This is a genomic window from Micromonospora sp. HNM0581 (assembly GCF_012726175.1).
Classification (GTDB): domain Bacteria; phylum Actinomycetota; class Actinomycetes; order Mycobacteriales; family Micromonosporaceae; genus Micromonospora.
This window is the reverse complement of sequence record NZ_JAASAD010000019.1, coordinates 20,569-42,550: the sequence shown is the minus strand read 5'-3', so window position 1 is coordinate 42,550 and position 21,982 is coordinate 20,569. Positions and strand designations below refer to the sequence as shown.

The 21,982-nt window shown below is 69.8% G+C and carries 15 protein-coding genes; 6 read left to right on the top strand and 9 right to left on the bottom strand.

From position 1 onward, the window contains the following. Positions 1–69 precede the first annotated feature (69 nt). From HCA58_RS19800 to HCA58_RS19785, 4 genes are read right to left on the bottom strand one after another with little or no spacing between them, the layout of a single operon-like run. Positions 70–672, bottom strand: coding sequence for an ATP/GTP-binding protein (locus tag HCA58_RS19800; protein WP_169599332.1), 603 nt, complete (start codon positions 670–672; stop codon positions 70–72). Then, positions 653–1,042: a DUF742 domain-containing protein gene (locus tag HCA58_RS19795; RefSeq protein WP_169599331.1), complete on the bottom strand. Its 390-nt coding sequence runs from the start codon at positions 1,040–1,042 to the stop codon at positions 653–655. The genes HCA58_RS19800 and HCA58_RS19795 overlap by 20 nt, the downstream gene beginning before the upstream one ends. Next, a complete protein-coding gene (locus tag HCA58_RS19790; protein ID WP_205809171.1) occupies positions 1,032–1,451 on the bottom strand; it encodes a roadblock/LC7 domain-containing protein in 420 nt (139 codons plus the stop codon). The genes HCA58_RS19795 and HCA58_RS19790 overlap by 11 nt, the downstream gene beginning before the upstream one ends. Then, positions 1,451–4,057: a nitrate- and nitrite sensing domain-containing protein gene (locus HCA58_RS19785; protein WP_169599330.1), complete on the bottom strand. Its 2,607-nt coding sequence runs from the start codon at positions 4,055–4,057 to the stop codon at positions 1,451–1,453. Before HCA58_RS19785 ends, HCA58_RS19790 begins: the two co-directional genes overlap by 1 nt. A 296-nt stretch (positions 4,058–4,353) precedes the next feature. Here HCA58_RS19785 and HCA58_RS19780 point away from each other — a divergent pair, with 296 nt between their 5' ends. From HCA58_RS19780 to HCA58_RS19770, 3 genes are all read left to right on the top strand, one after another. Continuing rightward, positions 4,354–4,941 carry a hypothetical protein gene (locus tag HCA58_RS19780; protein WP_169599329.1) on the top strand — a complete coding sequence of 196 codons (588 nt, stop codon included), beginning with the start codon at positions 4,354–4,356 and terminating at the stop codon, positions 4,939–4,941. Between the two features lie 10 nt (positions 4,942–4,951). Further along, positions 4,952–5,740, top strand: a complete 789-nt coding sequence (locus HCA58_RS19775; RefSeq protein ID WP_169599328.1) for a hypothetical protein — start codon at positions 4,952–4,954, stop codon at positions 5,738–5,740. A gap of 144 nt (positions 5,741–5,884) precedes the next feature. Next, complete coding sequence (locus HCA58_RS19770) at positions 5,885–6,115, top strand: hypothetical protein (RefSeq protein WP_169599327.1); 231 nt, start codon at positions 5,885–5,887, stop codon at positions 6,113–6,115. A 198-nt stretch (positions 6,116–6,313) separates the two neighbouring features. Here the strand turns inward: HCA58_RS19770 and HCA58_RS19765 are convergent, their stop codons facing one another. Further along, positions 6,314–8,104: a glycoside hydrolase family 6 protein gene (locus tag HCA58_RS19765; RefSeq protein WP_169599326.1), complete on the bottom strand. Its 1,791-nt coding sequence runs from the start codon at positions 8,102–8,104 to the stop codon at positions 6,314–6,316. Between the two features lie 531 nt (positions 8,105–8,635). On the opposite strand from HCA58_RS19765, the gene HCA58_RS19760 reads away from it, so the two are divergent. Both HCA58_RS19760 and HCA58_RS19755 read left to right on the top strand, forming a co-directional pair. Then, positions 8,636–9,814 (top strand): hypothetical protein, encoded by a 1,179-nt coding sequence (locus HCA58_RS19760; RefSeq protein WP_169599325.1) that lies wholly within the window; start codon positions 8,636–8,638, stop codon positions 9,812–9,814. Continuing rightward, positions 9,798–10,493 (top strand): class F sortase, encoded by a 696-nt coding sequence (locus HCA58_RS19755; protein WP_169599324.1) that lies wholly within the window; start codon positions 9,798–9,800, stop codon positions 10,491–10,493. The genes HCA58_RS19760 and HCA58_RS19755 overlap by 17 nt, the downstream gene beginning before the upstream one ends. Before the next feature lie 103 nt (positions 10,494–10,596). Here the strand turns inward: HCA58_RS19755 and HCA58_RS19750 are convergent, their stop codons facing one another. After that, a complete protein-coding gene (locus HCA58_RS19750) occupies positions 10,597–15,651 on the bottom strand; it encodes an NAD-glutamate dehydrogenase (RefSeq protein ID WP_169599323.1) in 5,055 nt (1,684 codons plus the stop codon). 287 nt (positions 15,652–15,938) lie between these two features. Between HCA58_RS19750 and HCA58_RS19745 the strand changes: the two genes are divergently transcribed. Next, on the top strand, positions 15,939–17,894 hold the full coding sequence (locus tag HCA58_RS19745; protein ID WP_169599322.1) for a penicillin-binding transpeptidase domain-containing protein: 1,956 nt from the start codon (positions 15,939–15,941) through the stop codon (positions 17,892–17,894). A gap of 76 nt (positions 17,895–17,970) precedes the next feature. Here the strand turns inward: HCA58_RS19745 and HCA58_RS19740 are convergent, their stop codons facing one another. The 3 genes from HCA58_RS19740 to HCA58_RS19730 all read right to left on the bottom strand — a co-directional run bounded on the left by HCA58_RS19740 (position 17,971) and on the right by HCA58_RS19730 (position 21,951). After that, a complete protein-coding gene (locus HCA58_RS19740) occupies positions 17,971–19,128 on the bottom strand; it encodes an arginase family protein (RefSeq protein ID WP_240956508.1) in 1,158 nt (385 codons plus the stop codon). A gap of 124 nt (positions 19,129–19,252) precedes the next feature. After that, positions 19,253–20,164 carry a tetratricopeptide repeat protein gene (locus tag HCA58_RS19735; protein ID WP_169599320.1) on the bottom strand — a complete coding sequence of 304 codons (912 nt, stop codon included), beginning with the start codon at positions 20,162–20,164 and terminating at the stop codon, positions 19,253–19,255. A 98-nt stretch (positions 20,165–20,262) separates the two neighbouring features. Further along, the gene (locus HCA58_RS19730) at positions 20,263–21,951 is read right to left on the bottom strand and encodes a methylmalonyl-CoA mutase family protein (RefSeq protein ID WP_169599319.1); all 1,689 of its coding nucleotides are present in this window, start codon (positions 21,949–21,951) and stop codon (positions 20,263–20,265) included. Between the last annotated feature and the right edge of the window lie 31 nt (positions 21,952–21,982).

Below are 21,982 nucleotides of genomic sequence, written 5' to 3'. Positions count from 1 at the left end.
GACCAGACCTCCCACCGCAAACCGACCAGGTCGTGCCGACCGGCCAGCACCCGGGTCACCGGTGTCGGCTCAGGCCACTGGTACGGGCTGACCCCGATGGCGGGCGACGTGCTCGACAAGCGAGATCAACACGGTCTTGCCGGACTGCCGATCACGGGCGTCGCAGAGCATCATCGGCACGTCCGGATCCAGATCCAGGGCCCTGCGCACCTGCCCCAGACTGAACCGCCGGGCGTCGTCGAAGCAGTTCACCCCCACCACGAACGGAACACCCCGCCGCTCGAAGTAGTCGATCGAGGGGAAACAGTCGGCCAGCCGTCGGGTGTCGGCGAGCACCACCGCGCCGAGCGCACCGAACGCCAGCTCGTCCCAGAGGAACCAGAACCGGTCCTGCCCCGGCGTACCGAACAGGTACAGCTGGAGGTCGTCGTTGATGGTGATCCGACCGAAGTCCATCGCCACGGTGGTGGTCGTCTTGGTCTCCACACCGGAAAGGTCGTCGGTGTCGATGCCGGCGCCCGTCAGAATCTCCTCGGTCTGCAACGGTCGGACCTCACTCAACGCGCTGACCAGCGTCGTCTTGCCGGCTCCGAAGCCGCCGGCGACGAGGATCTTCAGCGCGATGGGAACCCGATTTCCCCGCCGCTCGCCGTCATAACGCACGGAGTCCATCGACCACCGCCTTGAGGATGTCGTTGTCGGGAAGGTACGTGGCGCGTGACGGCTGGTGCACGGCGACCAGCCCGCGGGACAGCAGATCACCAAGTAGCACCCGGACCACCCCGACCGCCAGGTCCAGATCCGCGGCGAGTTCGACGACCGGAGTGCCACGCCCGGCCAACTCCACGAGCAACCGGTGCTCCGGATGCAGTTCCGGATACGCGGCGAGGTCCGGATCCGGCTTCGACGACACGTACGCGACCATATCGAGTCCGTCCGTGCTGGGACGAGCACGTCCCCCGGTCAGGGTGTACGGCCGTACCACCGGCCCGGCGTCATCGTCGAGCCACTCGTGGCGATACCCGGGGACGTCAGGCCGCATCTGTTGTACCCGCTGTCGCCCGAGCCGGTGCGCCCAACTTCTCACCCACCCGGGTCACCAGCATCGCCATCTCGTACGCCACCAGGCCGATGTCCGCGTCGGTGTCGCTGGCGACCGCCAGGCACGCGCCCTGGCCCGCCGCGCTGACGAAGAGGTACGCGGACTCCATCTCCACCACGGTCTGCCGGACCGGTCCACCGGTAAGGTGCCGGCTCGCACCCCGCGCAAGGCTGGAGAGGCCGGACGCCAGCGCACAAAGGTGCTCAGCATCGGCGGTTCCCAGGCCGGTGGAGGCGCCCAGCAGGAGGCCGTCCGCCGACAGCACCACGGCTTGCCGCGCGGTCGGCACCCGCTGCAACAGATCGTCGAGCAACCAGTCGAGATCTGCGTTCTGCCTCGTCGATCGCATCAGGCGTCCCTCTCAGTCGCGGTCGGGGGATCCACCGGCGCCGATCGGGTCGACGGCGGGGAGCCGGGCGGTGTGGTGCTCGGGTCGGTCTCGTTGCCGAGTGTCGGTGCGACCGGTTCCGGGCCCGAGGTTCGGGTGGCGGCCTCCCGACCCCGGGCGGTACCCGTCTGCAACGCCGACATGACCCGACGTGTCTCCTGCGGGCTGCGCGGCGTCGGCTCACGGTGTGGCCGGGGCACCACCGGCTGCCGGACGGTCGGACCGTCGATCGCGGCGGCCCGGGTGGGCGGTGCGGTAACCGTCGGCAGCACCACGGTGGGCGTGTCCTGCGTCCGGTCGCCTCGGCGTACGTCCCGGTCGGTGGGGACCGGTCCGGTCGACGCACCGACCCCGGGGGTGGTGGGTGCGGTCGGCGAACCTGACGGATCGGCCACCGGACCGCGGCGGCGTACCCGGTGGGGCAGTCCGTCGACCTCCGCCGGCTCGGCAGCCGAACCGGCACCCGGAGTACCGGCCGCCGCCGAGACCCCGCCGCCGGTGGCCGAGCCACCGCCGGATGCCACCGGGTCGGATGATCCGGCGCGCGTTCGAGGTCGGGGCGACGTGGTCAGCCGAGTTGCGCGGGCCAGTCTCCGCTGCTCCGGCGTGGCACCCTTGTCGTCTCCCGCCAGCGCTTCCAGGTCGGGCAGGGGCGACGGTTCGTCCGTTATCAGGTCGGTCGGGATGAGCACCACCGCGGTCAGACCGGCTGCCTCCGACCGACGCAACCGCACCCGAACATCGTGCCGGGCGGCCAGTCGGGCCACCACGAACAGGCCGAGCCGGGCAGTCTCGCTGGGATCGAACTGCGGCGACCGGGCCAGCTTCCGGTTCGCCTCCTCGATGGCCGCCTCGCTCATGCCGAGCCCCTTGTCGGTGACGGAGAGGGCGTATCCGTGGGCCACGTGTTCACCGGAGATCTCCACCCGCGAGTCGGGGGGTGAGAAGGCCGTAGCGTTCTCGACCAGCTCGGCGAGCAGGTGGATGATGTCGCCCACCACCCTTCCGACCGTGCCGGCCGGCTGCACGGTGGTGATGTCGACCCGGTCGTACGACTCGACCTCGGAGATCGCGCCCCGGATCAGGTCCACCACGGCGACCGGGTTGCGCCAGCCCCGGCCCGGCGCGGCACCGGCGAGGATGACCAGATCCTCCGCGTGCCGCCGCATCCGGGTGGCGAGATGGTCGACCCGGAACAGCTCGGCCAGGTGGTCGGGATCCTCCGCGTCGCGTTCCAGCCGGTCGAGCAGCGCGAGTTGCCGGTGCACCAGACCCTGGCTACGCCGGGCGATGTTCAGGAACACATCGTTGAGGCCACACCGCAGGCTCACCTCGACCATGGCCGAGCGGATGGCGGCCTTGTGTACCTCGGTGAACGCCTGCGCGACCTGGCCGATCTCGTCGGCGCCCCGGTCAGCCACTACGGCCTCCCGGGCCACGTCGACCTGCTCACCCTCACGTAACCGGTTCACCACCTCCGGCAGCCGCTGCTCGGCGTCGGCGAGGGTGCCGCGTACCCGGGTCAGCCGCCGCGCGAGGGAGCGACCGACCTGGACCGCCACCACAAGCGAGAGCACCACGGCGAACAGGCCGAGCAGTCCGGCAGCCGCCAGCCGCACCAGGGTGCGTACCGCCATCGGCACCGAACGATCGGCCAGTCCGTCCGCCTGGGTCAGTTCGAAGTCCCGCAGCGACTCCTGCACCGCGTCGTGGCTCTGCTGCCACACCGCAGGGTCGAGTTGGAGTCGGCCCTGCGGTGTGGCACCGACGATGTCGTCCTGCATCGCCCGCAGCCGACCGAACGCCTCCTGCTCGGTCAACCGTTGGTACGCAGCGCGGTCCGCCTCGGGCAGGTCGGCCACCGCGGCCTCGGCCAGGAACCGCTGATTGCCGATGCCCTGCACGAGCAAGGTGTGCTCACCCTCGGCGAACCTGCCCGCTGTCAGCACTCCGGCTACCAGCGCGTCGGTCTGACCGAGTAGTTCCCGGGAGTGGCCGAGGCTGGTCAGCGCCAACGCCTCGCGGTTGAGGTCGTGGTCCGGCAGGTTTGCCAGGGCGGTGAACGTGTGGAAGGCAGAGGAGATCATTCGGCTGTAGAGGCTGACCGCGGCGGCGCGGTCGAGATCCCGGCGGTCGATCAGATCGCGGCCAGCCGGCAATCCGTCCAGCTCGCCGAGGAGAAGGTCGAGCCGGGCTTCGAGGAGCTCTCCAGCGGCGTCCCGCAGCTGGTCTCCGCCAACTCGACGACGCAACTCGGCGATAGCCTCGTCGGTACGGACCCGTTGTGTCACCAGGGCCGGCAGCACGCACTGGGCCGGCGGCTGTCCACAGTCGGTACCCGCCGAGGCCAGATGCACCACGGAGAGCCGTCTTTCCCGTTGCAACTCGGCAACCGCCGTCTCGCCGGGTCTGCCGAGGTCGTACAGGAGGGTACGGGCGGCGAGCAGGTCGAGCGCCGGCCCGAAGGTCAGCGCGGTCGCGAACATCCACAGTGCCAGTAACGCGGTCACCGGCACGACGACCAAGGCGGTCAGCTTCGAGCGGATTGGCCAGTCACGGGTGTTCAATCGGACCTCGCCCGGAAGGGTGGCTGGAAGGGCTCCGGCGCAGCCGGGCAGCGCCGTCACCGGACGCGTCCCGCTTGTCCCGCCGGGACGCCGGCTCGGGCGCCTTGGGCAGGATACGTAATCCGCGCCGGTCGCACTACCGTCCGTCGAGACGGCCGGTACGTTACCGAACGTCCCGACGACGATCTGCCTGTCGGTTTCCGCCTCGTCGACAGCCGAATCGGATCAGGAAAGTGCCCCGGAACGGGATTGGCGATCAGTGGGTGGCGGGAATACCTGCGGGCGAAGGAGGAGTCATGTCGCCCACGCAGATCGTCGTCACCGTCCTCGTCATCCTGGTGGTCGCCGCCCTCGCCGCCGCCGTCGTCGTGGCCGGCCGTCGCCGGGCGCTCCGGCAGCGTTTCGGCCCGGAGTACGACCACGTCGTCGCCGAGCAGGACAGCCGCAGCGCCGCCGAGCGCGAGTTGCGGGACCGGGAACGCCGGCACGCAGAACTCGAACTGGTTCCGTTGACCCCCGAGTCCCGTGCCCGGTACGCCGAGGCATGGGAGGAACTCCAGGTCCGGTTCGTCGACTTCCCCGCCGAGACCGTCGGTCAGGCCGACGAGCTGGTCAGCCGACTCATCGCCGAACGCGGCTATCCCACCGGTGAGTTCGACGACCAGGTCGCCCATCTTTCCGTCGAGCACGCGCGCACGCTGGGCCACTACCGCGATGCGCACGAGATCCACCTGCGCAACTCCCGGGGCGAGGCCGGCACCGAAGATCTCCGCCAGGCCGTCGTCCACTATCGCGCCCTCTTCAGCGACCTGCTCGGCGACGAGTCGCCGGTCGCCGCGGGGGCGCCGGAACAGCGCCACCCCGACGACGCCACCAACCGCTGAGGAGAGCGTAATGCGGCAGGAAGAGCAGCAGCTCAACAACGACCAACCGGAATCCGTACGCTCCGCCCCGGTGGCGGTTCCGGCTACCGGGGACGACCGGGAGCCGGGCGACGAGGTCGGCACCACCGACGAGCCGACGGATCGTGACCGGTCGGCAGCCGACCGGGGGCGCCCCTGGGACGGCCGGCCCGGCACCGAAGGTGAGCGAACCGATTTCCACGAGCCCGGTCCGGTGCCGACCGCCTTCGGCGCGAGCACGGTCGGCGGCGCGGTCGCCGCGTCCGCGTTGGCCAGCCCGCATCCCGAGGACGAACGCGACCCACGCGAGGAGGACACCGCGCGACCTGGTGACGGTGCCGTCGATGGGGATCGGGAGGGACGGCGGGCGGACCCGACGGCAGAGTTCGACGGTGCCGGCGACACGGCGGCGGGTGGCGCCGGCTACGGCAGTGCCGCCCCGACGATGGTCGACCCCGACACGCAGACCTCGGACGAGGGTCCGTCCGCTGCCGAGGCGGCGGTACCCACCGGAGCGGCGACCCTGTTCGACGATGCGACGGCGCAGGGCTTCCGGGACCGCTGGCGCGACGTCCAGCTGCGCTTCGTGGACGACCCCCGGGCCGCGGCCGGCGAGGCGCAGTCACTGGTCAGCGAGGCGATGGAGGCGCTGTCCGCCGCACTTGCGGAGCACCGCAACAAGCTCGGCGGCTGGCAGGAGGCCGGTGCTGCCGACACCGAGCAGCTTCGGGTGGCGGTCCGCGAGTACCGGGACTTCCTCGACCGGGTGCTCGGGCGCTGACTTTCCGCAACGGTGTCAGGACAGGGCGGGTACCCCGACTTTCGGGGTACCCGCCCTCGGCGTACGCGGTCCAGGCATGGGCGCCGGCAGGGCGGGTACGCCGAACAGGGCCGGAGATCGCCCGCGGACAGGAGGGCAGCAGCGATGACGGATCGTGATCGCAAACGACCGCTGGAGGAGCGTCCGGAGACGGGCGCGACGGGCACCGGCACCGGCGCCGGTCGGACGAACATCCGCACCGGCGCGGAGCAGCCCTGGGAGCCGGAGGACCTGGTGATGGCCCGGGGCCAGGACCTCACCGCGGAGAACGTCGAACGCGCCCAGCGTGACCTGGACGAGATCGGCGGCGCAGCGATCGAGAAGACGGTTCCCTGATCCGCCCGCCTCACGGTGCGCCCCCGCTGAGACGGCGGTGCCGGTTGCGGCGTACCACGCCGGCTGGTGGGTGACGGCAACCGTGGCGCAGGCGGCGCGAGGGGCCCCTGGTCCGACCGGTTCGGTCGGACCAGGGGCCCGGGTGACCTGCCGCCGCAGCGCCTCACCTACTGTCGGCGGCTGGTTTGCCTTTGCCCGTCAGGACAGCGGCGGGTAGGCGTTGCGCATCAGCTCGGCGAACTGTGCCGGGAACCAGGCGCCCGAGATCGGGGCGTCCGGCAGGGCACCGCTGCGGTTGTTGCCGTTGCGCGCGTTGCCGGTGTAGGTCGGGTCGCACATCCGGTCGAAGCCCTTGCCGTCGTTGTTCGGGATCTCACGGCTGGAGCCGTCGGACTCACCCGGGGGCTTGATCCAGACGTACGCGTCGATGCCCGGCTCCGGCGCGGCCTGCGGGCGCTCACCCAGACCCGCACCGGACTGGTTGCACCAGTTGCCCTTGTGGATACGCCGGTCGATCCGGCCACCGTCCACGTAGGCGTCGACGCTGGTCATCGGGCCCGCACCGGTGGGCCGGGCGCTGCCGCCCCACCCGTTACGGGAGGTGTCGATCAGCATCCCGATGTTGCTGGCGAAGCCCTGTCGGACCAGTTCCTGGCGGAACGCCTGAGCGAAGGAGAGCTCGTCGTTATACTGGTTCCAGTCGATCCACTTGGACTGTCGTACCGTCTGCCCGTTCACCGAGTCGGTGACCTTCGCGTACGGCTCACGCAACGCCGAGTAGTTGGCGGTGTTGACGATGAAGCCGTGCACGTGGGCGGTGGTGGCACCGGAAGCGCTGGCAGCCTGCCGCAGGACCTGGGCGGTCGGGGTGAAGTTGCTGTCCCAGCCCAGCCAACCGTGGTGGCCGGCGTCGATGTAGTTGTAGACGTTCGGGATCGCGCCCAGCTTGGCCAGGGCGTACCCGACGCCGTTGACGTAGGCACCGTTGGCCTTCACCGTGTCGCACATCGCGGTGCCGCCGGGGTTGCCGGAGGTGTTGGTCACCAGGTTCGGCAGTGAGTCGATCTCGATGATGTTGATGATCCGCAGGTTGCGGTACTTCGCATCCGCCTGGATCGCCGCGATCGGGTCGATGTACTGGGCCTTGTACTTCGGCAGTTCGTCCGCCTTCAGCTCGCCGTTGGAGGCGAGTGCGGAGCAGTCACGGCCGGGCAGGTTGTAGATGACGATCTGGATGTACTGCGCGTTCTGTCGCAGGGCCTCATCCAGGTGGTCACGCAGTCCCATCGGGCCGTTGGACTGGCTGTTGTCGGTGCCCTCGATGGCCGCGATCCGGTCCAGCCACACGCCGGTCGGGGTGTTCGAGATGCGGTTACCCCCGCTCACCGACTCGGCCTTGGCCTTCCACTCCGGGTTCACGTAGCCCCGGGCACCCACGTACGGGTTGTCCACCCTGGTGCCGGGCGGCGGCGTCGTCGGCGGCGTGGTCGTCGGCGGGGTGGTCGTCGGCGGGGTCGTGGTCGGCGGCGTGGTCGTCGGCGGGGTCGTGGTCGGCGGGGTACCGCCGTTGCAGGTCACCCCGTTGACGGTGAACGAGGTGGGCTTGGGGTTGCTGCCGCTCCACGAGCCGTTGAAGCCGATGCTCGTGCTGGCGCCGGTGGCCAGGTTGCCGTTCCACGACTCGCTCTGTGCGGTCACGTTCCGGCCCGACTGGCTCCACCGCGCCGACCAGCCCTGCACCAGACGCTGGTTGGCGTCGGGGAAGGTGAAGCCGAGCGTCCAGCTGCTGAGCGCGTCGCCGACGTTCTTAATAATGATGTTGGCGGTGAATCCGCCCTGCCAGTCGTTCGACGTGTACGTCACGTTGCACTGGGTAGCCGCGTGGGCCGCGGTCACCGGAAGCGTCACCAAACTGCCCGCGACCAGCGCGCCCGCGCCGGCCAGCGCGACGGCCCGGCGTCGACCGGACAGCCTTCTCCACACATTCATGCCACTGATCTCCTTGGGCGAGACCGGAGCCGCGTAGGGCCCGGTACGTGGCCCGAGGGGCGCCCTGTGCGGACGACCGCCGGTGCCAACGGGATTCTTCGGGAGCGCCCGGCCCGGACGGGCGTTGGTGGTGGTGCGGCGACCGACATCGACCGGTCGCGGCCAGGTCGTCGTCCCGGCGAACCGGATGCCCTCGACACCTGCCTGCGCGGTGTGGCTCAGCTCACCGCTGCAGCGATTCTTGCATGGGAGCGCTTCCATGGCAATGGTTCGATTCTTTCGAAAGTGCGCCCGGCAAACGCCCCATCCCTCCGAGAGTGGAGCGAGCCGCCCGGCGAATGCGAGGCCGCCCATCCTGGCCTCGCACTGGACAGGTGGACATCCCCTCGGCCAGTCGGTACGACAGAAGACGACAAATCGATCTAATGGTAGAACGCGAATTTTCCCTACATAAGTCATGAAACGGTCTAACGTCAGTCCTGGCTCGGCTGTTGCCGGCCGCAGGACAACAGGGATGGAGTGACACAGGTCATGGCTAAGAAGATGCTGGGGAAGGTCGTTGCGGGTGCTGCCCTCGGCAGCGCTTCCCTGCTGGTGTTCGCGCCGGGCGCCGCGTACGCCGACGGCCAACCACCAACCGACAGAGGCAAGGTTTTCGCCAAGCCGCACGCCGTCAGGGCCGGCGAAGAAGTCAAGATCATGCAAATCTGCCCGGATGAGCAGGAGCACGCTTCCGTCTGGTCCAAGGTCACCGGCAAGGTGCAGCTCGAATCGGCTCGGGGCGGCGACTCGCGTGCCGACCACCGGGGTCGACCCGCACAGAACGGCGCCGCCGAAGGCGCGGAGAACGAGGGCCGACCCGGCCACGAACGTCCGGGGCCCGCCGAGGCCGAGTCCGGCGGCGGTTGGGGCGGCGGAGCGGCGGACGCCCGCGACGACCGGGAGGGCGAGGAGCACGCCCGGAACGCCGAGGGCGCCGAGGACCACGGCAAGAAGGACCGGAAGGGCCAGGCCGAGCGGAGCAACTCGGCCGACGAGGACGCCGGCGGCTGGTCGGGTCGGCACGAGAACGGCCCGGATTCCGCCGGACGCGACTGGTCCAGCGAGGGCAACCGGGCCGGCGAATCAGGCGGACGCGGCTGGTCGAGCGAAAGCGACCGGCCCGGACACGACTGGTCGAGCGAAAACGACCGGCCCGGACACGACTGGTCGAGCGAAAGCGACCGGCCCGGACACGACTGGGCCGGCGAATCGGGCGGACGCGGCTGGTCGAGCGAAAACGACCGGCCCGGACACGACTGGTCGAGCGAAAGCGACCGGCCCGGACACGACTGGGCCGGCGAATCGGGCGGACGCGACTGGGCCGGCGAGCGCGGCGCCCGCCCCGGCGAGGCCGACTGGTCCGGCAAGCGCGACGGTGCGGCCGACCGCGGCCAGGGTGACCGGTGGGAGCACACGAAGGATTTCGTCTACTACGGCGAGACCCGGGTGGCCCCGGACGCCAAGCCCGGCACGTACGAGTTGGAGGGCTCCTGCGGCATCGGCGAGTTGGTCGTCCTGCCCCGCGGTGGGGTCGACGGCGGTGACGGTGGTGCCACCACCGGTGCCGACCGTGGCCTGGCGACCGCCGGAGCGAGCCTGGTCGGCGCGGCAGCCCTCGGTGGCCTCGTGCTGATGCGTCGTCGTCGGGCCGATGAGTTCGCGGCCTGACACGACGACGAGACGGGCCGGCGGCCGTCACGGTAGATCGTGGCGTGCCGTCGGCACCGCCGTCGTCGTCCTGCTCGCCGTGACGGGATTCGGGCTCGTCGGCGCGTCGTTGACGACCATCGACTCTCCGCGCCCGCCGCAGCCCATGGCGGGAACCGCCGACCAGGGACTGCCGACCGCCGCCACCGGCCTCGACAACGGTGGGCAGGTAGCGGCCGGACTCCCCCGTGCCGTCCCCACCGGGATCACCATTCCCCGCATCGGAGTCCGCGCCGGGATCATGGCCCTGGGCACCAATCCGGACGGCACGGTCCAGGTGCCCCCGCTCGACCAGGCACTGACTGCCGGCTGGTACGAGCCGGGTCCGAGCCCAGGCGAGCCAGGCAACGCCGTCATCGTCGGGCACGTCGACTCGGCCGCGATCGGTCCGGCCGTCTTCTTCTCCCTCGGCGCGCTGCAACCCGGCGACACGCTGAGCGTCGAGCGGGCCGACGGCCGGACGGCGACATTCCGGGTGGACTCGGTGGCCTCGTACCCTAAGGACGCTTTCCCCTCCGAGCAGGTGTACGGCCCCAGCGACCGACCGGCACTACGGGTGATCACCTGCGGCGGCCAGTTCGACGACATCACCGGCGACTACCCCGACAACGTGATCGTCTTCGCCTCCCTCACCCCGTGACAGTCCACCAGCCAGCGCCGATCATGCAGTTGTGGCACCGCAGTGGCGGCCGACCACCCCATTTGCGGGCGCCACAACTGCATGATCACGCAGGTGGGAGGGGTCAGGTGGCGGCGGAGGTGCGGACCAGGGTACGGATCTGGCGGAGCAGGACCGAGAGGGCTGCCAGATCCGCCCGGGACTCGTCGAACTCGCCCATCGCCCGTTCGGCGCGGTGGATCGAGGTGGCGTTCGACTGCTCCCACTGCATGACCCGCTCCTGCGGAGAAAGGTCTGCCGGCGTGGAGTCGAGCACCTCCGCAGTGAGAGCCGCCAGCGCGGCGTACAGGTCGTAGCGCAGCGCCATCCGGGCCAGCGTCTGCCACCTGTCCTCGCGCGGCAGCAGGGATATCTTCGACAGCAGCGAATCCACCCGGAACCGGTCGGAGAGTACGAAGTAGACCGAGGCGACCTCGCCGACGTCCCGTCCCGTGCCGGCGGCGGTCTCCACCACGTCCAGCAGGCCGAAGCTGTACATCAGCCGGGTACTGCGCTCGGCCAGCTCCCGTGGCACCCCGCGCTCGCTCATCGAGTCGATGTGCGCCGCGATCGACTCACGCTCGTCGCCGTAGAAGAGCGTCTCCATCCGAGGCAGCAACCGGGCGATCCCGTCCCGCAGTCGGGCGATCTCCGCCGGCACGTCGATCGGCGCGCGGCGGTTGGTCACCAACCACCGCACCGCCCGGTCGAGCAGCCGCCGCGTGTCGAGGTAGACGCTCGTCTGCAGCTCCGGATCGATCCGGCTGTCCAACGCCTCCACCGCGTCCCACAGCTCGCGCAGGCCGAAGACCTCACGAACCACCACGTACGCCCGGATCACGTCCGCCGCGGTCGCGGCGGTCTCCTCGACGACCCGGAAGACGAACGAGATCCCGCCCCGGTTGATCGCCTCGTTGACCAGCACCGTGGTCACGATGTCGCGACGCAACCGGTGCCGGTTCATCCGGTCGGCGAACCGCTCCCGCATCGGCGTCGGGAAGTAGTTGACGAGTACCTTGGCGGTCCACTCCTCGTCGGGCAGCCCGTCGGTGAGGATCTCCTTCTCCAAGGCGATCTTCACGTACGCCAGCACCACGGCGAACTCCGGCGCGGTGAGTCCGGACTCGGTGCGTACCGCAAGCTCCTCGTCCGGCGGCAACGCCTCCAACGACCGGTCCAGGACGCCGGCACGCTCCAGCTCCGTGATCATCCGTCGGTGCACCGGAAGCAGCGAGGTCGCCTGGGCCTGGGCGTTGTTGATCGCCCGGGCCTGGTCGTAGTTGTCCCGCAGCACCAGCTCCGCGACCTCGTCGGTCATCCGGGCCAGCAGCTCGTCCCGCTCGGGCACGGTCAGCTCGCCGTCGGCGACCGCGGTGTTCAGCAGAATCTTGATGTTCACCTCGTGGTCGGAGCAGTCCACCCCTGCCGCGTTGTCGATGAAGTCGGTGTACATCCGGCCGCCCGCCTGGGCGTACTCGATCCGGCCGTGCTGGGTGAAGCCCAGGTTGCCACCCTCACCGACCACCCGGCAGCGCAGGTCGCGACCGTCCACCCGGATGGCGTCGTTGGACTTGTCGCCCACCTGGGCGTTGGTCTCACTGGCCGCCTTGACGTACGTGCCGATGCCGCCGTTCCAGAACAGATCGACAGGGGCGGTGAGGATCGCCTTCATCAGCTCCTGCGGGCTCAACTGGTCGACGTCGTCGTCGAGCCCGAGCACCGCACGGACCTGCGGTGAGAGCGGCACCGACTTCGCCGTACGCGGGTGGATCCCGCCACCGGCGGAGATCAGCGCGGCGTCGTAGTCCTCCCAGGTGGACCGGGGCAGTTCGAACAGCCGCCGCCGTTCGGCGTACGAGGTGGCCGGGTTCGGATTCGGGTCCAGGAAGATGTGCCGGTGGTCGAAGGCGGCGACCAGCCGGATGTGCTCCGACAGGAGCATGCCGTTGCCGAACACGTCACCGGACATGTCACCGACCCCGGCCACGGTGAAGTCCTGGCTCTGGGTGTCGTGCCCCATCTCGCGGAAGTGCCGCTTGACCGACTCCCACGCACCACGGGCGGTGATGCCCATCTTCTTGTGGTCGTAGCCGGCCGAACCCCCGGAAGCGAACGCGTCACCCAGCCAGAAGTTGTGCGCCGTCGAGATCTCGTTGGCGGTGTCGGAGAAGGTGGCGGTGCCCTTGTCCGCCGCCACCACCATGTACGGGTCGTCACCGTCGTGCCGGACCACATCGTCGGGCGGCACGATCTCACCGGCCACGATGTTGTCGGTGACGTCAAGCAGCGCCGAAATGAACTCCTTGTAGCAGATGACGGCCTCGTCCCGGTCCCCTGGCTTCTGCTTGAGCACGAAACCACCCTTGGCGCCCACCGGCACGATGACAGCGTTCTTCACCATCTGCGCCTTGACCAGGCCGAGTACCTCGGTGCGGAAGTCCTCCCTCCGGTCCGACCAGCGCAGGCCACCCCGGGCCACCGGCCCGAACCGCAGGTGTACACCCTCGAACCGGGGCGAGTACACGAAGATCTCGAACTTGGGCCGGGGCGCGGGCAGTTCGGGGATCGCCTGCGGATCGAGCTTGAACGCGACGTACGGCTTGGGTCGCCCGCCCACCGGCTTCTGATAGAAGCTGGTCCGCAGGGTGGCCTGGATCAGGTTCAGGTACGACCGCAGGATCCGGTCCTGGTCGAGGCTGGCCACGTCGTCGAGCGCGGTACGGATCTCGGCCAGCAGCTCCGCGCCGTGCCGCTGGCGCTGCTCGGCGTCGACCGGGCCCGGCTCGAACCGCGCCTCGAACAGTCGCACCAGCAGCGTGGCCAGGTGCGGGTACGCGATGAAGGTGGACTCCATGTAGTCCTGGGAGAACACCGTGCCGGTCTGCCGCAGGTACTTCGCGTACGCCCGCAGCACCACCACCTGCCGCCAGGTCAGCCCGGCGAGCAGCACCAACTCGTTGAAACGGTCCACCTCGGCCTCGCCCCGCCACGCCGCCGCGAAGGCGTTCTCCACGTGTGGGCGCACCTCGGCCAGCTCCTGGTGTCCTTCGGGCAGTCGAAGACCGAAGTCGTAGAGCCAGATGCGTCCGTCGACTCGCTCCACCTCGTACGGGTGCTCGTCGACGACCTTGACACCGAGCGAGTGCAGCACCGGCAGCACCGCCGAAAGCATCATCGGCTCGCCGTAGCGGTACACCTTGAACCGCACGTCCATCGACTCGTCGACGTACGTACCCCGGCCACCGGCACGCGGCGCCAACTGCTTGCGGAACAGGTGCATCTCCAGCTGGCCGGGTTCCTCCAGCAGCTCCAGCTTGGCCAGGTCCTTCATCGCCTCGTACGGCGTGTGACCGTCCTTGTAGCCCTCCGGAAACGCGTCGGCGTACCGACCGAACAGGTGTTTGGCCTGTTCGTCGCCGAGTTTGCGTTCCAGCACCAGCCGGTAGTCGTCGTCCCACAACCGGGTGGCGTCGGCCAGCTCCTCAGCCAGCAGGTCCGCGTCGATGTCCCCGGGCGGGTTCGTCGGGTCGGTACGCACGATGAAGTGCACCCGGGCCAGCATCGACTCGGTGACCCGGGTGGTGTAGTCCACCCCGACACCGTTGAGCTCGCGCAGCAGGATGTCCTGCATGCGTAGTCGGTTCTGGGTGGTGAACCGGTCCCGGGGCAGGTAGATCAGACAGGAGATGAACCGCCCGTACGCGTCCCGGCGCAGGAACACTCGCAACTGCCGGCGGCCGGCCATCCGCAGCACCCCGATGACCGCGTGGTACAGGTCGTCGGTCTTGATCTGGAAGAGTTCGTCGCGCGGGTACGTCTCCAGAATCTGCATCAGATCCTTACCGGAGTGGCTGCGCAGGCTCAGTCCGGAGCGGTCCAGCACCTCGGCGACCTTGCGCCGGACCACCGGCAACTCCTGCACGCTGGTGCGGTAAGCGGCGGTGGAGAACAGACCCAGGAAGCGGCGCTCCCCCACCACCTCGCCGTACTCGTCGAAAATCTTGAAGCCGATGTAGTCGAGGTACGCGGAACGGTGCACGGTAGCCCGTGAGTTCGCCTTGGTGATGATCAGCAGGCGTTTCTCGGTGACCTTCTCGTGCGCCTCGGGCGTCATCGAGGACAACGCCCGCGCCTCCGGCGAATCCTGCCGCAAGATGCCGAGCCCGGTGCCGAGCACCGCCTCCAGGGCCGGCCCACCCTCCGCCGAGTTCGACACCAGCCGGTACTCCCGGTACCCGAGGAAGGTGAAGTGGTCGTGCGCGAGCCAGCGCAGCAACTCGACCGAGTCGGTGATGTCCTTCTCCGGCACCGGCGGCCGGTTGTCGCTGGTCCGAGCGGCGGCCAGTTCGTCGGCGAGAGCCAGAGCGCACAGGCGCATCTTCGGCCAGTCCTCGACGGCCTCCCGCACGTCGGTGAGTACCCGCTGCAACTCCCGGCGCAGCTTGTCCTGCTCCTCCGGATCGCGCACCGGGTCGATCTCGATGCGCATCCAGCTCTCGACCAGATCACCGTCGATCGCGTCGTCCGGCTCCACGTCGGCAGCGACCTCGACCAACTGCCCCAGCGGCTCCCGACGCACCACGACCAGCGGGTGCACCAGCAGGTGAACGTCCAGATGGTGAGTGTTGAGCAGGGCAGTCACCGAGTCGACCAGGAACGGCATGTCGTCAGTGACGATCTCGACGACGCTGTGGTGCTGCTCCGTGTCCGGCGAGTGGATCCGCAGCTTCAACTCACCCGGCACCCGCTGCCGGGCCAGTTCCCGGTGCGCACGGGCGGCGTCGAGCATTTCCTCGGCGGTGAACCCGATCAGTTCCTCGTCCGGCGCGAACCGCCAGAACCGGCCCACGAGTGTCGCCGCGTCGTGGTCGTCGCCGGCGAGCGACACGGCCTGGGCCACCAGCCGCTCGGCGTTCGGCACCGGCTCGTCGAACTCGGCGTCCTCCGTGTCGTCGCCCAGCGACTCCGGGGGTAGCCCGAGGTCGTAGAGGGTGTCGATACTCGAACCGGTCAACCCGGTCGCCCCCGTGTCTAGCCGACCGAAACCGTCCCCGTCGGTCGTCGTGTCGAAACTGTCGTCGCGGCCGGTGCCTACCGGCCGGAGGTCGGGTTCCGGTTTGATCGCCGGACGCCGGTCCATCGGTGCCACTCCCCTCGACCCACAGCGCTGTGGGTCACTCTGCCGCCTAGCCTAGGCCGACCGATCGCTTTCTTCGTCGGCGGTCCACCAGCCGGACATCCAGATCTCCGACGTCGTCCTTCCACCTGTTGCCGTACCAGCTTCGACCGGGTTCGGAGTACCCCACCTGATGTTGTTCATCACACCAGCGCAGGCTCGTCTTTCCGCCCCGGCCAGCGCGGCAGGGACGGCAGCCGGGGCGTCGGCGTACTAGCGTGCGGAGCGACCCGGCCAGGAGGAGGCGCAGGATGTTCGTTCCGTGCCGAGATCGCCACATTCGGTCAACACTGACCCTCACCGCTACCTGCCTGGTAGTGGCGGCCAGCCTGGTGGCCTGCTCCGACGCGGACGGCCCACAACGCACCGTCGACGCCTTCCTCGACGGATGGCGCGAGAGCAACCTGAACGCGGTCGGCTTCGTCGACCCGACCGGCGCGAAGATTCCCGCCGTCGACGTCGTCCGGGAGATCCGGGAGCTTTCCGGCGAGCTCGTCGACGCCCCGCTCACGCTGACCCGCCGGGGTGAACCAGAGGTGGTCCGGGACACCGCCACCGCCACCATCCGGGCGGAGTGGACGCTGCCGGGCGGGACGACCTGGGCGTACGACCGGCCGGTGCGCCTCACGCAGGGCCGCGACGACCAGTGGCAGGTGATCTGGGAGCCGGCCGTCGTCCACGAACAGCTCAGCCGTGGCGACCGGCTCGGGTTGCGGCGGGATCCGGCGCCCAGAGCCGCCGTGCTCGATGGTGCCGGTCAGCCGATCGTGGCGCCGCGCGACGTGGTGCGGGTTGGCCTGCAGCCCAGCGAGGTCACCGATGTCGAGGCAGTGATCCGCGAGCTCGACGCGGCGTTCCGCGCCATCCGACCGGCGATCGTTCCGCCGGTCGACCTGTCCGACGTGCCCCAACGACTCAAGGAGGCGAAACCGGACGCATTCGTCGAGGTGGTCACCCTTCGGGACGAGGCGTATCGGCAGATCAAGTCACGCATATACGATCTACCGGGGACGAAGTTCCCCACCGACACACTAGATCTCGCACCCACCCGAGAGTTCGCTCGGGCGGTACTCGGCAGCGTCGACCTCGCGTACGCCGAGGACCTCGCCAACCACCCCGACCGGTACTCCCCCGGCGATCTCGTCGGTCACGGCGGGTTACAGGGCCGTTGGGACGAACGGCTGCGCGGCGTACCGGGGCTGACAGTCGTCGTCAACCGTGCCGGGCCGGGCGGCGCCGTGGAGTCGACCGGTGCCGAGGTGTTCCGCCGGGAGCCCCAGCCCGGCCAACCGGTTCGGACCACCCTCGACGTGGCCACCCAGAACGCCGCCGACCACGCGTTACGCGGAGAACGTCGCCGGGCCGCCCTGGTGGCCGTACGGGTCACCGACGGCGCGGTGCTCGCCACCGCGAACGGCCCCGGCGCTGCCGGGGAGAACCTGGCCTTCACCGCGCAGGTGCCACCCGGTTCCACTCTCAAGATGGTGAGCGCGTTCGGGTTCGTCGAGCGGGGGGCGGTCACCCCCGACACCCCCGTCGCCTGCCCGAAGCGCTTCGTCGTGGACGGACGTTCGTTCAAAAACTCCGACGACTTCGCCCTTGGCGAGGTGCCCTTCCGCACCAACTTCGCCAAATCGTGCAATACCGCCTTCGCCGCGCTGGCCCCGCAGTTGGGCGCGGATGGCCTGGCCACCACCGGCCGAAGCCTGGGTCTGGAAGGTGAGTGGGCAGACTTGGGCCTCGACGCCTTCACCGGCAGGGTTTCGGCGAACGGCGGCGCCACCGAACAGGCAGCCGCGACGATCGGTCAGGGCACGACCGTGGTCAGCCCGCTGGCGATGGCCGCGGCGACCGCGGCGGTGGCCAAGGGCGGCTTCGTCGCTCCCCAACTGCTGCTCGACCCGACGCCGCAACGGGCAGCCGAGCCAGGTCCACCGCTGAACCCGGAACCCGTCACCGCCGTCCGGCAGATGATGCGCGAGGTGGTCACCAACGGCACCGGTACGGCGCTACGGGATGTACCGGGAGAGCCGGTGCACGGCAAGACCGGCACCGCCGAGTACGACGACAACCCGGAGAACACCCACGCCTGGTTCGTCGGCTGGCAGGGCGACATCGCGTTCGCCGTCTTCGTCGAGAAGGGTGGATCGGGCAGCGGCACCGCCGTACCGATCGCCGAGCGCTTCCTACGCGCCCTGACCGGCTGATCACTTGCACGCCGACAGGCGGTACTGCTACCGGAAACTGCGGCAGACTCGCCCGGCCGTACACGGCCGTGAGCGGTCAGGCGGCAGGCCCGCCGGTAACGCTCGTCGGACTGGTGTCCCGCATCAAGGCATCGTCACCTCGTTCACCGTCGGCCGCGCAGTCGACCGGGACAACGCTGCTCGGGTCATCGTCGTCGGGCAGCTGACCGTGGTCGGCCGGAGCCGTCGCCTGCTGCACGCCGAGCTTGTCGACGCCCCCACGCGGGCCGGGAGCGGGCCGTGGCGTCGGTTCGACGCGCAGCCGGGACGGCGCCGAGCCCGGGGCAGTCACCGGACGCAGTCCGGCAACCACAGTGTTGACGATCTCTGCGGCGTACGCACCGTCCGGATCGTAGTCAGGATCGAAGACGGTCAGCTCGACGCCGAGGCAGTGCGGAGTGTCGACCAGGCCGGCGAGCAGGATCTCCAACTCGGCGAAGGCGATGCCACCCGGGTCGGGCGCGTCCACCGCCGGCATCACTGCGGGGTCGAGCACGTCCACGTCGACGTGCACCCAGTAGCCGGCGCAGTCGGCCAGTTGCTCGTGCGCCCACTGAGCGGTACGCGCAGCGCCCTCGGCACGCAGCGCCGGAACCGGTCGGGTGGTGATCCCGGCAGCCTGCAGGTCGAGCCGGTACTCATCCTGGGCACGAATACCGAGCACCACCACGTCGACGTCCCGGAAGTAGGGGCGCCGCCCCTCAATGCCCGCCAGATCTACCTGGCCCCGACCGGTGACCAGGGCGAGATCCTCACCCGCCGCCGCACCCACGTACGAGGCGTTGCCGGGGTGCCGAAAGTCGGAGTGGCCGTCGACGAAGACCAGCCCGATCCGGCCACCGATCGCCTCACCAAGCCGGTGCATGGCGAGCGCGGAGCCGAGCAGGATCGAGCAGTCGCCACCGAGAACCACCGGGAACTCACCCCGGTCGATGATCGCGCCGATCCGGTCAGCTAGTATCGCCGAATAGTCGGCGATCTCCCGTGCGTGGCAGACGCCGTCGCCGGGCCGCCAGTCACCGGCGTCGTAGCGGGGTGGGGTCAGGCAACCGGCGTCCCGGGCACGCAATCGGGGTAGCAGTCCCTGGTCCCGCAACGCTCCGGGTGCTTTCCCGCAGCCCGGTACGGAGGTCGGTGTCGGTGGGCGCAGACCGAGATTGCTCGGTGCGTCGAGGACGGCGATCCGGCGCATCATGGGCTGCTGTAGTTCACGACTGCGGGGCTCGCAAGCTCACTCCTCGCGCTCACCGGCGCCTCCCGTCTTCTTCCGCTGTGGGGCGGGCCGGCGACACGCCGGCCCGCGCTGGCGTGGCAGGTACTCAGAACAATGCGCTGGCCAATGCCCTACGGGCCGACGCGACCGCAGGATCCTCCGGTCCGGCGATGGCGAACAGGCCGACCAGGTGCTGACGGACCTTCTCCCGATCGTCGCCACCGGTGCGGCGGACCAGCCCGACCAGTCGCTGGTAGGCCTTGTCCGCCAGACCGCTGAGCACCTCGATGTCGGCAGCGAGCAACTGAGCGTCGACATCGTCGGGGGCGGCCGCCGCTGCGGTGAGCGCGGCCTGCGGGTCGGCACCGTCCACCCGGCGGGCAAGCCCCACCTGGGCCAGCCCGGCCACGGCGGCGGCGTCCGCCGGTGTCTCGGCAAGAATTTTCCGGTACGCCTGCTCGGCCGCGTCCAGATCCCCGCTCATCAGCGCGTCGTCTGCCTCGTCGAGCCGTGGGTCCTCCGGTTCCGCCACGCTCACGCCACCGGCCTTGAGCACAGCCTGGATCCACTGTCGTAGTTGCGCCTCGGGCACCACGCCGGAGAACGCGTCGACCGGCTGCCCGCCGACCACCGCGTACACCATCGGGATGCCCTGAACCCGGAACATCTGCGCGAGCCTCGGGTTGGCGTCCACGTCGACCTTGGCGAGCACCCAGGCGCCGCCGCCTTCGACCGCGAGCCGTTCCAGCACCGGGGAGAGCTGCTTACAGGGCTGGCACCACTCAGCCCAGAAGTCGACCACGACGGGGGTGGTCACCGAGCGCTCCAGCACCTCCGACTGGAAGGTCGCCTCGGTCACGTCGACGACTGTGACTCCGCCGACGGCACCGCCGGGCGCCCCGGCGGGCGGACCGGCCTGAGCCGGAGCCGGTGTGGGACTGGGGGCAGGGGTGCGCAGCGCGCTGAGGTCGACCGCGCCGCGGGTGAAAATCGACGAGGTGATCCGTGGGTCGCTCATGGTTAACTAGTCTCGCACGCAGTCCGCCGAACTCGGATCAGCCTCGGCCCGCGTAGTTGCCACTGTCACCCCTGCCCAGCCACGCTGACGGCCGCCAGTCAGAACCGTGCGGGCTCGCGGTACACACCCCATTCGGCACGCAACGCGTCGCAGATCTCGCCGAGGGTGGCTTCCGCCCGTACGGCGTCGAGCATCGCCGGGATCATGTTCTCCCCGGTACGACTCACCGCCACCATCGCCTCGACCGCAGCACGCACCCGGGTGTCGTCCCGATCGCGCTTGCGTTCGGCAAGCATCCGGCACTGTTCCAGCTCCACCTCGTGCGAGATGCGCAGGATCTCCAACTCCTTGGCGACCGTGCCGGTGTGGCAGTTCACGCCGACGATCTTCTTGTCGCCCTTCTCCAGCGCCTGCTGGTACGCGAACGCGGCTTCGGCGATCTGTCCGGTGAACCAGCCGTCCTCGATGCCCCGCAGGATGCCGGAGGTCATCGGCCCGATCTGGTGCGGGCCGTCACCGCCGAGCACGCGGATGCGGGCGAAGATGTCCTCCGCCTCGGCCTCGATCCGATCGGTGAGCGCCTCGACGTACCACGAGCCGCCCAACGGGTCGGCCACATTCGTCACCCCGATCTCCTCCATCAGCACCTGCTGCGTACGCAGGGCGATCTCTGCGGAGGAGTCGGTGGGCAGGGCCAGGGTCTCGTCCAAGGCGTTGGTGTGCAGCGAGTTGGTACCACCGAGCACTGCGGCCAGTGCCTCGACGGCGGTCCGCACCACATTGTTCACCGGCTGCTGAGCGGTCAGCGACACGCCGGCGGTCTGGGTGTGGAACCGCAGCCAGAGCGCCTTCTCACTGGTGGCGCCGTAGACGTCACGCAGCCAGCGCGCCCAGATCCGGCGGGCGGCCCGGAACTTGGCGATCTCCTCGAAGAAGTCGACGTGCGAGTCGAAGAAGAAGCTCAACCCGGGTGCGAAGACGTTGACGTCGAGCCCGCGCGACAGCCCCAGTTCCACGTAGCCGAAGCCGTCGGCGAGGGTGTACGCCAGTTCCTGCGCGGCGGTCGAGCCGGCCTCCCGGATGTGGTAACCGGAGACCGACAGCGGCTTGTAACGGGGAATCTCGGCCGCGCAGTACTCCATCAGGTCACCGATCAGGCGCAGGTGCGGCTCCGGGTCGAACAGCCACTCCTTCTGCGCGATGTACTCCTTGAAGATGTCCGTCTGCAGGGTGCCGTCGAGGCTCGACAGGTCGGCGCCCTGACGCTCGGCGGCAACCAGGTACATGCAGAACACCGGCACCGCCGGGCCGGAGATGGTCATGCTCGTGGTGACCCCGGCCAGGTCGATCCCGTCGAAGAGCACCGCCATGTCGGCGGCGCTGTCCACCGCCACCCCGCAGTGGCCCACCTCGCCGAGTGCTTGCGGGTCGTCGGAGTCGCGCCCCATCAGCGTGGGCATGTCGAAGGCGACCGAGAGTCCACCCCCGCCAGCACCGAGGATCATTTTGTAGCGCTCGTTCGTCTGCCGGGCGTTACCGAACCCGGCGAACTGCCGGATCGTCCAGGTTCGCCCCCGGTAGCCGGTCGGATGCAGCCCCCGGGTGTAGGGGAATTCCCCGGGCCAGCCGATCCGCTCGAAACCCGGGTACGCGGCGCCTTCCGGCGGACCGTAGATGGGGTCGACGGGCATCCCGGAGAGCGTGGTGAAGTCGGCGTCCCGCTTGCGCGCGGAGTCGTAGCGGGCCTGCCAGCGGGCCCGCCCGGCCGCGATGTCGTCGGCGTTCATCCGGGCTCCTCCTCGAGTCCTCGACTGCACG